The organism is Rhodococcus sp. ARC_M6 (genome assembly GCF_022810305.1).
GTDB lineage: Bacteria > Actinomycetota > Actinomycetes > Mycobacteriales > Mycobacteriaceae > Rhodococcus_F.
Genome location: NZ_JALGQH010000002.1, coordinates 450,647 through 465,621, shown reverse-complemented (window position 1 = coordinate 465,621; position 14,975 = coordinate 450,647). Strand labels below are relative to the sequence as shown.

The window sequence follows — 14,975 nt, the reverse complement described above, 5'->3', positions numbered from 1 at the left end:
GCGTGGATGTTTTCCGGTCACGATGACGGGGAATGTCACTCAGTACCGGATCAGCAATCAGCGGTTCGGTGTCCAGGCACCGCAATCAAGTTCGAGGAGCGACTATGCGCGCGATCAGGCACCGCACAATCGGACGCTGTCGGGCGCTCGCGGTTGTTACCGTGATTGCCGCGTCAGGACTGTTCGGGCAGGTGTCCGTAGCGTCGGCCGACAGTCCCGCGCTGGATCGCGTCGAGCACATCAATGACCGCCAGATGAACATGTACGTGTACTCGGCCGCGATGGACAAGGTAATTCGCCTCGAGGTAATCCGGCCCGAAGATACGAGCGTGAGCCGCCCAACGTTGTACTTGCTCAACGGCGCCGGCGGCGGCGAAGACGGCGGCGCGGACGCGGCGACCTGGCAGACGAAGACTGACGTGGTCGATTTTTTCGCTGACAAGAATGTCAATGTCGTGACTCCCATCGGCGGCGCGTACAGCTACTACACCGACTGGCAGCAGCCCGATCCTGTTCTCGGCCTGAACAAATGGACAACCTTCCTGACCGAGGAACTTCCTCCGATCGTTGACGCCACGCTGGGAACGACCGGCGTCAATGCCATCGCCGGACTGTCGATGGCGGGAACTTCCGTCCTCAACCTGGCCGAATCGGCACCGTCGCTGTATCGAGCAGTCGGTGCTTTCAGTGGGTGCGCCGAGACGAGCACCCAACCCGGTCAGAGTTACGTCACCTTTGTGGTCAGCGCACGCGGCGGAAACGCGAACAACATGTGGGGCCCACCCAGCGATCCGGCGTGGATAGCTCACGACCCCGTAGTCAATGCCGAGAAGCTGCGCGGCATCAACTTGTATATCAGCAACGGCAGCGGAATGCCCGGCCCTCATGACACCCTCCAGGATCCGCAGGTCAACGGAGATATCGGTACCCTTGCCAACCAGGTGATCGTGGGCGGAGCCATCGAGGCGGGAACTAATCAGTGCACCCAGCGATTGGCCGAGCGGCTCAGTTCTCTGGGAATTCCGGCCACGGTCGACTTCCGTCCCACCGGTACCCACTCATGGGGTTACTGGCAAGACGATCTGCACAACTCCTGGCCCATGATCGCCGGTTCCCTCGGCTGATTCTCTCGCCTGTCACATACGGCAACATCGGTGAGTCGAGCAGGAATCCGCTGGTTTGTGGTCAGCCATTCCTTCCAGCTCGAAAGCCGTCGATGAACAGGGTCCGAACATCGGCTGCCAGTGCCGCATTCGAATACTCAGGAGTGGGTCGGTGCCACTGAGTGGACAGCCAGACTGCATCACGAATCAGCTTGTAGAACACACGTGAGTCGATGTCCGTCCGGAACGTGCCGGCGGAGAGGCCTTCGTCAATAGTTGTGAGCCAGGCATTTTCAACGTCGGTAGCAAGCGTCCCAAGCCCTGCTTCGTGCATCTTTTCCGGCATGTACTCGCCTTCGTTCTGCCAGATTGCCGTGGCGCCGCGGTGAGTGTCGGACGAGTCGAGTGCCGCCTCGATGAGTTGTGCCAGGCGGTCGACCGGATCGGTGGCTTGTGCCATGACGTCATTGCATCGTGACCACAGATCGTCCAGATACTCGCGGATGATCTCGACTACCAATGCGTCCTTGGACGGAAAATAGTGATAGAGCGTGCCGGAGTAGACGCCGACGGAATCTGCGATCTCCCGCACGGTAGACGCGGCGATTCCCTTGCTTGCGAATACCTCTGCAGCGCAGTCGAGAATCTGGCGTCGGCGTTCCTGCGGTTGCATCTGACTCACTTCTTATTGTTCGGTGTACCTGATCTGACATGTTACCCACCGGTTCTGTTGTGGATATGACAACCCGAGCCTACATTGATTGAACGCTTGCTCAATGCGGTTGGTGAAAATAGTCTTGAACAGTGAGGTGCAGTGAATACAGTGCTCGCGGGACAGATCGCGCTTGTGACCGGAGCTGGGCAAGGAGTAGGGCGAGGGATAGCTTTGGCGCTCTCCGGTGCCGGAGCGCAGGTAGCGGTGGTCGGTCGATCCCCGGAGACGATCGAGGCGACAGCTTGGGAGATTCGGGCGAGAGGAGGTGACGCACAGGCGTTTCTGTGCGACGTGATGGACGCTGGTCAGATCGATCGGGTAGTCGAGGCCGTTGTCGCCCGATTCGGCGGATTGTCGATTCTTGTCAACAATGCACAGACCTCGGTTCACGGACGCCTGCTCGAGCTGGACGAGCAGGTATATCAGGACGGGATGGATTCCGGTCCGTTGGCGGCCCTGCGGTTGATGCGTGCGGCGCACCCCCATCTGGCGGGCAACGGTGCAATTGTGAATCTCGGTTCAGCGGCGGGTGTTCGGTGGGATCCGTCCGGCTACGGCGGGTATGCGGCAGCCAAGGAAGCCATTCGAGTGTTGACGCGCACAGCGGCCTGTGAGTGGGCATGCGACGGAATTCGTGTGAATGCAATTCTGCCACTCGCGAATTCGCCCGCGCTCGAAGAATGGGCGCGAGCACGTCCAGAAGAGTCGGTCGAGTACTTGCAGACTGTTCCATTGGGGAGATTTGGTGATCCCGAATTGGACATCGGCCCGGCCGTCGTATTCCTCTGCAGCGCTGAGGCTCGCTACATTACCGGGCATTCTCTGCCTGTGGACGGCGGACAGGCGCTGATGCGGTAGAAGGTTACCGCTCAATGGAAACGGTGCAGATATGCGAGGAATGCATTCGTACTGTCGGATGAAATCCCACGAAAGGATGGTGTCCGAAATGAAACCACTTGCTTGCGAATCTTGCGGCAACACAGTACTAGTCGAGAAATTCAGCGAGGTCCATACTAGTGTGCAGTGGATCGAAAACGTCACTTCGAGATGCACGGAACTCGAGCGACGGACTCGCGATGGCGTGCCGGCTTCGATAGTCAACTCGTGCGATCGACTGCGAAAGTCGATCCATCACGCTGTTTCCGATGGTCGGTTGGTCGTATCGGACTGCAGCATGCCGACTCACGGAGCGTTGCAATGAGTGGATTTGGTGTGTTCGGTGCCGCAACACTCGGACCAACAAAACTCCGCAACCGCACAATCAAGGCGGCCACGTTCGAAGGTATGACTCCTGACGGGAGCGTGACCGAGGAGCTGATTGCATTTCATCGCGCGCAGGCGCTGGGAGGAGTGGCGGTCACGACAGTAGCGGGGTGCGCAGTATCAGCGGACGGTGCCAGTACTGGCGGTCAGATCGTCATGAGACCCGCAGTGGTGCCAGGACTTCGACGGCTTACCGATGTTGTGCACGAAGCGGGTGCGGCGGCTTCGATACAGCTCAATCATGCCGGTCCGGTGGCGGACGTGCGGGCAAATGGTCATCCGGCGGTAGCGCCTGGCAAAGTGTTCAGCTTTATCAGTCTTCGCAACAGCAAGGCTGCATCAGAGGTGGACATCGAACGCATCACCCAGGATTTCGTGAACGGCGCACTGCATGCAGTCGACGCCGGGTTCGACGTGATCGAAATCCATATGGGCCACAACTATTTCATCAGTTCGATGCTCAGCCCGAAACTGAACAAGCGGACTGATGGCCACGGAGGGTCTCTCTCGAATCGCGCTCGGATGGCAAGAGATGTGGCAAAGCGTGTGCGCGAAGTTGTCGGTGATCGAGCTGCTGTGATCGCGAAGCTCAGCATGGACGACGGCGTGCCTGGCGGCACCTGGATCGACGAGGCGCTGCAGACGGCGCAGTGGTTGGACGAGGACGGCGCACTCGATGCGTTGGAACTGACCGTGGGCAGTTCGTTGCTGAATCCGATGTATCTGTTCAAAGGCGAATCTCCGATCACGGAGTTCGCGGCGGTGATGCCACAGCCCGTGAAACTCGGCACCCAACTTTTCGGCAAACTCGTGCTGAAAGAGTATCCGTACCAGGATCTTTTCCTTCTCGAGCAAGCTCGACAGTTCATTCCGGCGGTCAAGGTTCCACTGATTCTTCTCGGCGGAATCACGGATCGCGCAGGGATGGACACGGCTATGGGTGAAGGGTTTTCATTCGTCGCGATCGGTCGGGCGTTACTCCGCGAACCCGATCTGATCAATCAGATCAAGGCTGACAATCACAAGCGCTCGCTGTGTATTCACTGTAATAGGTGCATGCCCACGACGTACACCGGTACGCGGTGCGTTCTCACTTCCTAATACATTGCCGCTGAATGGAACCGGCCTATTTTCCGCGACAGCGCCCTTCGATGATCGAAGGGACAAGTCGTGGGTTCGCCGGAGCCCTGCCATCGAATGGAGAATTTATGAGCATCGACAGTTCGGTCGATATCGAGGTACGTCAGATCAAGACAGGAAGCAATCCCACGCGATATGCACGCGGTTGGCACTGTGTGGGCTTGGCCAAGACCTTTCGTGACGGTAAGCCCCATCAGGTCAAGATTTTCGGTACGGATCTGGTGGTTTTCGAAGACTCCCGGAACGAGTTGAAAATCTTGGATGCCTTCTGCCGGCACATGGGTGGAAACCTGGCTCGGGGAGAGATCAAGGACGGCAACATCGCGTGTCCCTTTCACGACTGGCGTTGGGGCGGCGACGGACGTTGCAAGGATGTTCCCTATGCTCGACGAGTTCCGAAGATCGCCCGCACACGCACCTGGATTACGCTCGAGCGCAACGGAATACTCTTTGTCTGGAACGATCCGCAGGGCAATCCACCGCCGGCCGACGTCACCATCCCTGAGATCGAGGGCTACGGTACGGACAGGTGGACCGAGTGGACCTGGAACACTTTCCTGGTCGAAGGTTCGAATTGTCGCGAGATCGTCGACAACGTCGTGGACATGGCCCACTTCTTCTACGTCCACTTCCAGATGCCGCAGTTCTTCAAGAACGTCTTCGAAGGCCACGTAGCTTCTCAGCACATGCGGTCGACAGGCCGTGATGACATCAAGACCGGCGTGCAGTTGGATCTTCCGGACTCGGAAACGATTTCGGATGCGTCGTACCACGGACCGTCCTTTATGCTCGACACCGTTTACACCGTCTCCGGTGACATCGCAGTAGAAACGAAATTGATCAACTGCCATTACCCGATAACCCAGGATTCCTTCCTCCTGCAGTACGGCACCATCGTGGAACGAGTCAAAGGCGTTCCGGCAGAAGAGTCCGACGCTATGGCGACCATGTTCACCGAGGGCGTCGAGACACAGTTCAAGCAGGATGTGGAAATTTGGAAGCACAAGAGCCGAATCGAGAATCCGTTGCTCACGGAGGAAGATGGCCCGGTCTATCAGTTGCGACGCTGGTACAACCAGTTCTATGTCGACATCGAGGATGTCACGCCTGATATGACGCGGCGATTCGAGTTCGAGGTCGATACGACTCGGGCGTTGGAGAATTGGCAGGTCGAGGTGGAAGAGAACCTCGCAGCTGAATAGACGAACATGAGAGCGGTTGCACCTGACAGGTGCAACCGCTCTCATGTTTTGCTTCGGTATTTCCGCCGTCGACGTCAGGCGCTCAGGGAGCGGTGTTTTCGTGGATCACCGAGTAGACGGCGGCAGGTGGCCAAGGCAGCCATACGTACGGGTGCGATCATGGCGGTACTGGTCATGGTGCGAGTGGGACCGCAGACCGAGATCGCGCCGTAAGTGGTTGTGCTGTCACTGATTGCCGCAGCCACGCAGGAGACCCCGAGCAGTGATTCGTCGTGATCGTGCGCAACGCTCTGCTCACGAATACGTGCGAACTCCCGGCGTAACGCCGCCGGATCCGCAATGGTGTTCGGTGTTGCAGCTACGGGGCGTTCGGGTAGCGCGGTTATGGGATCAGCTCCGGTCTGCGCAAGAAGTGCTTTGCCCAATGCAGTCCTGTGTGCGGGCGCGCGTCCTCCCACCCTGGAGGGCACCGCCATGCCGAACCTGCCCCCGATTTTATCCAGGTAGAGGATGTCGGAGCCGTCGAGGACCGCGAGATGTACGACCATTCCGGTTGTGCACTGCAGTTCGTGAATGATCGGTTCTGCTGCCTTGTGTACGCGATCGTGCTGCTGAGCCAGTGAGCCGAGTTCGAGCATTTTCATGCCCAACTCGTAGGTGTGATCTTGCCGCCGAAACCACTGAATATTGATCAGTTGCAGCAACATTCGATGAGTCGACGAACGCGGAAATCCAGTGCGTCGGGATAGTTCGGAGAGGGTCAAGCGCTCGGTGTCGGCAAATGCGTCGAGTAGAACAGCTACGCGATCAATGACTGCGATCGGTGATTCGTGTTCGGTTGACATGGGTACGGGTCCTTCGTGAGAGAGTCTGCCAAGCCATTGAGCAAGCGTTCAATCAATCTTGTGGGCGACTTTAGCAGGGCCCGTCCTCATACGCGTCGGTATTGCAGTGAGTGTCGAAAATGAAAACCACAGATCCTGTGAAATGCGATGTGGGGCCACCGAAACCGGTAGCCCCACATCGCCAATATTGTCCTAGAAACGTGCGCTCCGTGCCAGTTCGGAGTCCTCCGGTGGGATACGCGGAGCATGTCGCCTTCGGTGAAGCAGCAGGCTCGCCACTACGATTGCAGCTACGGAAGATGCTGCACAGAGTACGTACGCACGAGCCATTCCGCCGTCGGTGTAGTAGGTGTACCCGTCGACAACTGTCGCTACGTGTGCGCTCAACATGGCAAAGGCAACGACGGGGAAGATCGAGGCAATCAAGGTCTGTGCCGTCTGGACCATACTCGACATCGTGGCCTGCACGGCTGCCGGAACGGATGCGATCACAAGGTTGGGAATTGACGCGGTCGCAGCGCCCATTCCGATTCCGAACAGTAGAACCCAGACGAGCAGTGCTGTGCGATCGGCATGTAGTGCGGCAGTCAGGACGGAACTGGTCGTCATGAGACCTAGCCCCACGATCAGGGTGACGGTGGGCTTGATGTGGCGTATCGCGCGCCCGGCTGACAATCCACCGATCACACTTCCGATGCCGATGGGTGCCTGCAAAATTGCGAACTGCTTGGCATCGATGCCGAACCCGTAGCCGAGAGCCAACGTAGCCGGTGCCATGCACATGAGTGGCAGCATCGTGGTGTAAAGCGTAATGGTTCCATAGCTGAATCCTGCTGCGGTGGTGATCTTCAACATCGGACCGCGGCGGAAGAAACGAAGGTCGATCAAGGGTTCCGGTATCCGAAAACTGGATGTCAACCACGCTGCGAGAAGACCGACCCCGCCCACGAGGAACAAAAGTGTGCTGGAATTTGCCCATCCCCAGGTCGGTCCGAAGCTGACTCCGACCAAGACCGCGGCCAGGCCGCCTCCGAGAAGTGCCGCACCGATCAGATCGACGCGAGATGCGGTGCGTACTGGGGACTCTCGGGTGGTGAGGACCACGACAGGGGCAAGAATGACGAGTGAGATGGCGAAGAACCAGAAGATGCTTCGGAATGACCAGGTAGCCAGGAGGATTCCCGTGAGGAATGGTGAAGGAATCGACATCAAACCCATTCCGGCTGCAGTGATGCTCACCGCGAGCGCCAGAATCTTAGGAGGGAAGATGTCTCGCATCAACGAGTATGCGAGGAACATGCATGTGATCAGGCAGCCGAAAAGTGCTCTCCCGACTATGAACAGCCCAAAACTGGTTGCCGTCGCGGATATCAGCGCTCCGACCGTCGCGATAGCAAGTGATATCAGGAACATTCGGCGTTTGCCGTAGACATCGGCAAGTTTGCCGACAATCGGACATGCAATTGCGGCCATCAACAGCCAGGCCGTCATTACCCAAGCGATCTGATCAGTCTTGAAGTACTCACCGATCGGCTTGAGTGCCGTGGCGGTCATATACGAACTGATGGAGATAACCTCGAGCACGAGACCCATCGACACGAGTGACATGGTCAAGCGCGGTGTCCAGCCGTCGTGAGTTGCCTCTGTTGCGGATGATCGCACGAACATCATGTGCCTTTCCCGAGCGCCGATGCCTTATGGCCGGCATGTGCCGCTCATTACAGACCCAGATGCATCGCTCAGTGAATGGTGCTTCAGCTCAACGGAACACATTCGAATCTTGTTCGCTGCGCTTGCCCCGCGCGTCGGAATTGCAGGATATTCGTGTTCCATTCGCCGGGATGGATCTACCCGAGCGGGGTTCTTTGGCAACGAGGGCTCCTCGATCCTTCCCGCACTGTCATCGACGGGACTTTGCGTCGTACCTGGAAGATGGAGAGGGTTGCACTTTTGTGACTGGTCCGATCGCTGCGTGTTATCGAAACAGTCGCTCACGTTTCGGTGTTCTATCTGGTAGACGTCCGTGGCGGTCGAATCTTGTTGGCACTCTCTACCGACGGCTCGGAGCAGTGAAGGCGATGATTACTCGTTGTGCTTCCACGTGGGGACAGCCCAGACAACTACGATGTCGAGTGCGATGACGAGAATCGGCCACCGAGGGTAGTAGGGAATCCAAAGGAAGTTCGCGACGATCGACAAAGCGGCAATAACGAAAGCGAGGCCGCGAGCCCAACTCGCTCCGGAGAAGAGTCCCAGTGCAACAACGATTCCGATGGCACCCAGGATGGCGTGGATCCATCCCCACGTGGTGATGTCGAGTCGGTAGGTGTAGTTGATTCCGACGACGAAGAGATTGTTGTCGGCTGTGCGGCGATTCTTTGTAGAACACTGACGAGCCCTGCTGCGAGCAGCAAAATCGCGGCCGTGAACGTTGTGCCGGCGGCGATGCCTTGCTTGACCGGGCTAGTGGATTGAGTTTGCGACGTTGTGGTCATCTGATTTGCTTTCGGCGGAAGTGTCTTCGGCCAGTCTCTGATGAACGCTGCAATCGAACAGCATCCTCAACGGATGATCACTCATCTGTTCCCGGTGATTCCGTCGACCGACTCTGCCTGAGACTCTGAACTCGAACATTGCGGGTTTATTAGTTTCGGAAGGAAACACTTCAGGGCGCAATCGGTCGAGCCCCCGGACTGGTCACTTCCACGCAGGTCACTGCCAACATAATTGCAGCGAAAAGGATTACCCTGATGGGCGGCGCCCCTCGTCGCGCTGGTCGCGGTCTACAGCATTCTCGACCGGCTTTCCAGAATTGATGCGAACCAGTGGCACCGAAAGGAACTTCGCCGACGGAAACTGTGCCTGACCCGGAACCCGACAAGGTCCTGGTTGCATGATTGTCCCACCGCGGCGCCGCGTCCGGCTCGCTTTATCGGCCAGCAAAGCTGACTCGCAAGAAGATTCAAGATTCCGGTTCACACGCCCGGCCGACGTAGTTAGGATTCCAGCATGCTTCTCATCGCGATCATATTGTTCGGGACAATCATCGGTGCCGCAGCCCAGCTGCTTCTGGGAAAGTCCAAGAAGGGAGTGGACTGGAGCGCGGCCTTCGCTGCCGGAATCATCGGTTCGTTCGTCGGTGGCTTACTGGTCAGCCTGCTCTCAGGTGACGGCCTCGCGTTTCGCCCGAGCGGGATCATCGGTTCGGTGGTCGGAGCAATCATTGTCACGGCAGGATGGTATTGGTGGAAGGGCAAATATGCTGCGCGCGTGTAGCGGATAACTTCCACGCGGCGGTGCTGTTTCGTCAGATAGCGACGAGCGCCCGCAGTATCCCACCGGTAGGTCAACCGAAGCCGACCTACCGGTGGGGTTCAGGTACGGACGATGGCGGGGGTGACGTAGCTTCCATCGAGGACAGCGGGCAGTGGTTCGTACATGCGCAGCACTGGTCTGAAATCGCCGGCAGGGGCCGGTAGCCAGTTGGCTGCGGCATCCGAGTCGGACGGCTTGTCATGACTGATGGTGATTGTCAGGACGCCGTGCTCGTCGAACACCAATCCCGGAGTCCGGTCGCCGATCGAGTAACGCTCGATCAAGTTTGCGACGAGAAAGAAATCGGGGACGGAATGCATGGTCAGGGACCAGAAAGCGTTCACTGGCGGCACCGGATCCAGATGCACAAGTGTATGTGCGTGCTCCGTTGAGTTGCTCACCACGGTCATCGATATAGGTCATGGTGGATGCAGCTTCGTAGGGATGATTTCCCCAGAGCCCGCCTTTGGCTGCGGCTGCACGCTGGATGATGCGCAAGGACGGATTCTCGATCTTGAACGCCGCGTCGTCGATCGTGCCGACCTCGAAGAAGTCGAGGATGTAATCGAAGGCATGAAACGTCAATGTCCATCCGTTGGCCTGTGGGCTGGATCCGGGAGTGGATTTGTCGAGACTCTAGGCGGGGTCGTCTCCGTCCGCGGCATTCGGGGTCATCGGGGTACTGATGCTTATCGTCAGCGCAACTTCTTTTGCACGAGCGTTGGGCAGAATGTACGCGCGGACGTGGTTGGTCCCGGCTACGACCTTCCGCCAAGCGTGGAGCTGGTTGGCAGTCGTGGTCGTGATCGCGCTCGCGGTGGCGTTGGCAATGTGGTGCAATTCGTTGCGCGACATCCACGTGGTCGGAGTAGTTCTCGAACTGCTGTATTCCTACCGCGGATGGCGCAGAGTTCCGAGGATCAATTCGGAGTCCTGGGCCTGATGTTCACCTTCGTCGGGTGGCTCTTCGCCTACTCCGCGATCGTTGTGACCGCCACCTGCATCAGCGCTTCTTTCTCGCGAGGCTCCGGATCTCTCGGGGCATGGTTGCGTTCCAGTCCGACATGTGAAGGCCAATGGTTTCACCAAAAGGATTAGCGTGGAAGGAAGGTGGTTGGAAAGCAACAGAACAGCGTCAGTGACAGCCCGAGGAAGCCATGTGTGGAATAACCGGATGGATCTCGTTCGATCGCGACCTACGGTCCGAGCAGCCGACAGTCGACTCCATGACCGAGACGATGAAATGTCGTGGACCAGACGCGCGCGGCACTTGGGTGGTCGAGCATGCCGCGCTGGGGCATCGACGGCTCGTGATCATCGATCTGCCCGGCGGGAATCAGCCGATGAGCGTCAACACTGCGGGTGGGCCGATCATGATGGTCTATTCGGGCGAGGCGTACAACTTCGGTGAACTGCGCGAAGAACTACTCGGACGCGGACACGTGTTCGTCACGGACTCCGACACCGAGGTTGTGCTGCACGGATACCTGGAATGGGGGGAAGACGTCGCGCAGCGCCTCAATGGCATGTATGCGTTCGCCGTCTGGGATTCACGCGTCGACACACTTGTGATGATCCGTGACCGCATGGGCATCAAGCCGTTCTACTATTACCAGACGCCGGACGGTGTTCTGTTCGGTTCGGAACCCAAAGCGATACTTGCCAATCCGATCTCCGAGTCGACCGTCACGATGGACGGGATCCGCGAGCTATTGGCATTTGTGAAGACGCCGGGTCACGCGGTCTGGGATGGAATGCGTGAGGTGGAACCGGGAACGGTGGTCACCGTTTCACGCGCGGGTGTGCGCACTCATCGCTATTGGACGCTCCACACCCGACCGCACACCGATGACCAGGACACCACAGTGGCGCATATTCGTGAACTTCTCGATGACATCGTGCGTCGGCAACTGGTCGCCGACGTGCCGCGGTGCACGCTACTTTCCGGCGGTCTCGATTCTTCCGCGATGACCGCGATTGCGGCGCAACAACTTGCCGAGGTCGGCGAGACGGTCCGGTCGTTCTCTGTCGATTTTGTCGGTCAGACCGAACATTTTGTCGCCGATGAACTGCGTGGAACTCCAGACGCCCCCTACGTCCACGACGTGGCTCGACGGTCCCGGACTGCTCACGAGGACATCGTGCTCGACAACGACGCGCTGGCCGATCCTGCGGTGCGGGCGAAGGTCATCCGGGCGCGCGACATTCCGACAGGACTCGGCGACATGGACGGGTCGCTGTATCTGCTGTTCAAAGCGATCCGCGGGCTTTCCACGGTGGCGTTGTCCGGAGAGTCGGCTGACGAGGTATTCGGCGGGTACAAGCAGTTTTTTGATCCCGACGCGCAAAAGGCCGACACGTTTCCCTGGCTCGTGCACCGAGTGGAACGTTTCGGCGACGACAGTGACATTTTCACTCCGGAGGTGACTGCGGCATTGAACCTGGATGTGTATGTTCAGGATTCGTACGACAGTGCGATTTCCGGAATCGACAGGCTAAGTGGCGAAACCGACTTCGAGTGGAGGATGCGCAAGATCTGCTACCTGCATTTGACGAGGTTCGTGCGATTCCTGCTCGACCGCAAGGACCGAATGAGCATGGCTGTCGGGCTGGAGGTTCGTGTGCCTTTCTGCGATCACCGGTTAGTGGAGTACGTCTACAACACGCCGTGGTCGATGAAGACGTTCGACGGACGGGAAAAGTCACTACTGCGGGCAACGTCCCGAGATGTGTTGCCGCAGTCGGTGATCGAGCGGGTGAAGTCGCCGTATCCGTCCACTCAGGACCCCAGGTACGCCGTGGCGTTGCAGCAGCAGGGCAAGGAGTTGCTCAGTCGGCCCTCGCACCCGGTGTTCGGGTTGATAAGCCAGGGATGGCTGATGCGGGAGGTGTCCGTCGATACCCCACAGGTCACTCAGGTTTCTCGTCGTGGCCTAGAGCGCACCCTCGATCTTGCGATGTGGATGGACATGTACAACCCCACCATCCGGCTCTAGTTAGAGATGTACCGGCGGGGAGAATTTAGATGGTTGTCGTAAATCCTCGGTAGTCGTCGTCGGCGATCTGGGCGCAGAGTGCTCGGTAGTTTCCGACGCCTCCGAGGTACGGCAAGAAGATTCTCGGCTTTCCTGGGATGTTTGCGCCCAAGTACCACGAATCAGCTTGCATATAAAGGCTTTCCGCGGCAATGCCCGTCACGTGGTTTGCCCACTCATCCTGGGCGGCGATGGTTGCCTCCGTGAAACGTGCTCCGGTCCGGCGCATGTGATCGATGTAATCGACGACCCACTCGACGTGCTGTTCGATCGAGACGACGACATTGGAGAGCACTGACGGACTACCCGGTCCGGTGACAGTGAACATGTTGGGAAAGCCTGCGACTGCCACCCCGAGGTATGTCCGTGGTCCGGCCGCCCACGCGTCGCGCAATGCGAGGTTGTCTCGCCCTCGGATATCGATGCCGTCCAAGGATCCGGTCAAGGCGTCGAATCCTGTGGCGTAGACGATCATGTCGAGTTCGTGGAGTTCGGCTGTTGTCTCGATGCCGCCTCGATCCAGGCGTTCGATCGGCGTCGCGCGTACGTCTACCAGCGTGACGTTGTCGCGGTTGAAGGTCTCGTAGTAGTCGGTGCCGATGCACAACCGCTTTGTTCCCAGTGGATACCCCTTGGGGCACAGAGCTTCTGCGGTGATCGGATCCGAGACGGTCTCGCGGATCTTGGACCGGACGAACTCGGCGGCAGTCTCGTTTGCGGCGGCGTCGAACATGAGGTCGCCGAACGTAGTCTGGAACGCAATTCCGCCTGCTGCCCAGCGACTCTCGTACTCTTTGTCGCGGACCTCCGGTGAGGCCTCGAGTGCCATTCCGGCGGGTGGTGGCAGTATCCATCCACCGTGGGATTCACGCTGAAGTGCTCGGCGCGACGGGTATTGCGCCTTGATGTCGTCGAGTTCGCCCGGGCTGAGAGGCCGGTTGCGGGCGGGGATGACAAAGCCTGGAGTCCGCTGAAATACCGTGAGATGATCGGCTTGCTCGGCAATGATCGGGATCGCCTGCACCCCGGACGATCCGGTGCCGATGACGCCGACTCGCTTGCCCGTGAAATCGACACCGCCTGCGGGCCAGTCCGCGGTGTGATGGACGTCGCCACCGAAAGTCTCCTGGCCATCCATCTGAGGTATCCGGGCGGCCGAGAGCGCACCGGTCGCCATGATCATCCACCGTGCGGTGACGGTGTTGTCGTCGTCGGTGGTGATGACCCAGAGTCCGGCGGTCTCGTCGAAGTGGGCTGAGTTCACTCGGGTGTCGAAGGTGATGTCGTCACGGAGACTGAAGCGGTCGGCGACGTGCTCGAGGTAGCGAAGGATCTCCGGCTGCGTCGGAAAGCGTTCGGTCCACACCCATTCCTGCTGCAGGTCGTCGTCGAACGAATACGAGTAGTCGGCACTGTCGACGTCGCAGCGGGCACCCGGATAGGTGTTCCAGAACCATGTGCCGCCCACCCCGGTGCCGGCCTCGAACCCGTGCACGGACAGTCCGCGCTGTCGGAGGCTGTGTAGCGCGTACAGCCCGGCGAATCCGGCGCCAACGACAACTACGTCGTAGATGGCGTCAAGTGACGTGTTATTCGACAAGGTGGACATCCTCATTTCGTGGTGAGCGTTCTTGTGGTCAGTTGTGGTGCCAGTAGCATCAGTGCAGGCAGTACAGGAGTTCCGCGATACGGGCGGGTGCAACGGGAGGAACGTAAGCGTGGACGCAGGGCCCATGGACAGGCCGAATCGGGCGCAGCAGCTCGATCTCGCATCGTTGCCGAAGGGGCAGCTGGCGAGGCGTCAGCACATCATCGACGTTGCGGGTGAACTGCTGGTCACCGACGAGTTCGAGAGGATCCAGATCCGTGACGTTGCTGAGGGCTCCGGCGTTGCACTCGGAACCGTGTACCGCTACTTCACATCCAAGGAGCATCTGTACGCAGCGGTGTTGCGGGACTGGTCGGCAACGGATTCCGAAACTCTCGGAAGTCCGGTGGATCTGTCCGTGTCGGACTCCGATCGGATGCGAGCGCGCCTGCATCATTCTGTCGACAGGTTTGAGAAGTATCCGACATTCCTTCGCCTGCAAGGAGTTTTGCGGCAGTCCACCGATCCGATCGTGTGCGAGATTTTTGCAGAGTTTTCGGAGCAGGTGCTGACCTCGTATCGCGAGCAACTTGTTGATCTGCCCGTTGAGGAGGCCTCGGACGTCGTCGCGATCGTGACTGCCGTGCTGGCTCATGAGTTGAATTTGTTCGGCCTGGGGCGCCAGAGTACCGCCGAGGTGCATCGACTGCTCGATCGGACGGTGGACTTGATCTTCACACGCTGAGGTCACACAAGCCCGGTACGGATT

At 58.8% G+C, this 14,975-nt stretch carries 13 protein-coding genes and 1 pseudogene; 8 read left to right on the top strand and 6 right to left on the bottom strand.

Translation table 11 applies throughout. From position 1 onward, the window contains the following. Positions 1–104: 104 nt before the first annotated feature. Complete coding sequence (locus tag MTX36_RS05085) at positions 105–1,124, top strand: alpha/beta hydrolase family protein (RefSeq protein WP_243618627.1); 1,020 nt, start codon at positions 105–107, stop codon at positions 1,122–1,124. Between the two features lie 61 nt (positions 1,125–1,185). On the opposite strand, the gene MTX36_RS05080 is transcribed toward MTX36_RS05085, so the two are convergent. Further along, positions 1,186–1,776: a TetR/AcrR family transcriptional regulator gene (locus MTX36_RS05080; RefSeq protein ID WP_243618626.1), complete on the bottom strand. Its 591-nt coding sequence runs from the start codon at positions 1,774–1,776 to the stop codon at positions 1,186–1,188. Between the two features lie 141 nt (positions 1,777–1,917). Between MTX36_RS05080 and MTX36_RS05075 the strand changes: the two genes are divergently transcribed. The 3 genes from MTX36_RS05075 (at position 1,918) to MTX36_RS05065 (ending at position 5,423) form a co-directional block, all read left to right on the top strand. Continuing rightward, entirely contained in the window at positions 1,918–2,676 is a 759-nt protein-coding gene (locus MTX36_RS05075; RefSeq protein ID WP_243618625.1) for an SDR family NAD(P)-dependent oxidoreductase, read from the top strand. A gap of 339 nt (positions 2,677–3,015) precedes the next feature. Then, positions 3,016–4,182: an NADH:flavin oxidoreductase gene (locus MTX36_RS05070; RefSeq protein WP_243618624.1), complete on the top strand. Its 1,167-nt coding sequence runs from the start codon at positions 3,016–3,018 to the stop codon at positions 4,180–4,182. 107 nt (positions 4,183–4,289) lie between these two features. Next, the gene (locus MTX36_RS05065; protein WP_243618623.1) at positions 4,290–5,423 is read left to right on the top strand and encodes a Rieske 2Fe-2S domain-containing protein; all 1,134 of its coding nucleotides are present in this window, start codon (positions 4,290–4,292) and stop codon (positions 5,421–5,423) included. Between the two features lie 74 nt (positions 5,424–5,497). Here the strand turns inward: MTX36_RS05065 and MTX36_RS05060 are convergent, their stop codons facing one another. The 3 genes and pseudogenes from MTX36_RS05060 to MTX36_RS05050 all read right to left on the bottom strand — a co-directional run bounded on the left by MTX36_RS05060 (position 5,498) and on the right by MTX36_RS05050 (position 8,763). After that, the gene (locus MTX36_RS05060; protein WP_243618622.1) at positions 5,498–6,268 is read right to left on the bottom strand and encodes an IclR family transcriptional regulator; all 771 of its coding nucleotides are present in this window, start codon (positions 6,266–6,268) and stop codon (positions 5,498–5,500) included. A 192-nt stretch (positions 6,269–6,460) separates the two neighbouring features. After that, positions 6,461–7,939: an MFS transporter gene (locus MTX36_RS05055; protein WP_243618621.1), complete on the bottom strand. Its 1,479-nt coding sequence runs from the start codon at positions 7,937–7,939 to the stop codon at positions 6,461–6,463. Between the two features lie 411 nt (positions 7,940–8,350). Next, positions 8,351–8,763, bottom strand: a pseudogene (locus MTX36_RS05050) (hypothetical protein). A 514-nt stretch (positions 8,764–9,277) separates the two neighbouring features. On the opposite strand from MTX36_RS05050, the gene MTX36_RS05045 reads away from it, so the two are divergent. Continuing rightward, positions 9,278–9,544: a GlsB/YeaQ/YmgE family stress response membrane protein gene (locus MTX36_RS05045; RefSeq protein ID WP_243618620.1), complete on the top strand. Its 267-nt coding sequence runs from the start codon at positions 9,278–9,280 to the stop codon at positions 9,542–9,544. Between the two features lie 98 nt (positions 9,545–9,642). Here the strand turns inward: MTX36_RS05045 and MTX36_RS05040 are convergent, their stop codons facing one another. Continuing rightward, entirely contained in the window at positions 9,643–9,927 is a 285-nt protein-coding gene (locus MTX36_RS05040; protein WP_243618619.1) for a DUF1214 domain-containing protein, read from the bottom strand. Between the two features lie 341 nt (positions 9,928–10,268). Here MTX36_RS05040 and MTX36_RS05035 point away from each other — a divergent pair, with 341 nt between their 5' ends. Beyond that, positions 10,269–10,526: a hypothetical protein gene (locus MTX36_RS05035; RefSeq protein ID WP_243618618.1), complete on the top strand. Its 258-nt coding sequence runs from the start codon at positions 10,269–10,271 to the stop codon at positions 10,524–10,526. Positions 10,527–10,740: 214 nt separating this feature from the next. Beyond that, positions 10,741–12,579, top strand: coding sequence for an asparagine synthase (glutamine-hydrolyzing) (gene asnB / locus MTX36_RS05030; RefSeq protein ID WP_243618617.1), 1,839 nt, complete (start codon positions 10,741–10,743; stop codon positions 12,577–12,579). A 25-nt stretch (positions 12,580–12,604) separates the two neighbouring features. On the opposite strand, the gene MTX36_RS05025 is transcribed toward asnB, so the two are convergent. After that, positions 12,605–14,227, bottom strand: a complete 1,623-nt coding sequence (locus tag MTX36_RS05025) for an NAD(P)/FAD-dependent oxidoreductase (protein ID WP_279394182.1) — start codon at positions 14,225–14,227, stop codon at positions 12,605–12,607. A gap of 109 nt (positions 14,228–14,336) precedes the next feature. Between MTX36_RS05025 and MTX36_RS05020 the strand changes: the two genes are divergently transcribed. Beyond that, on the top strand, positions 14,337–14,951 hold the full coding sequence (locus MTX36_RS05020) for a TetR/AcrR family transcriptional regulator (protein ID WP_243618615.1): 615 nt from the start codon (positions 14,337–14,339) through the stop codon (positions 14,949–14,951). The last annotated feature ends 24 nt before the right edge of the window (positions 14,952–14,975 follow it).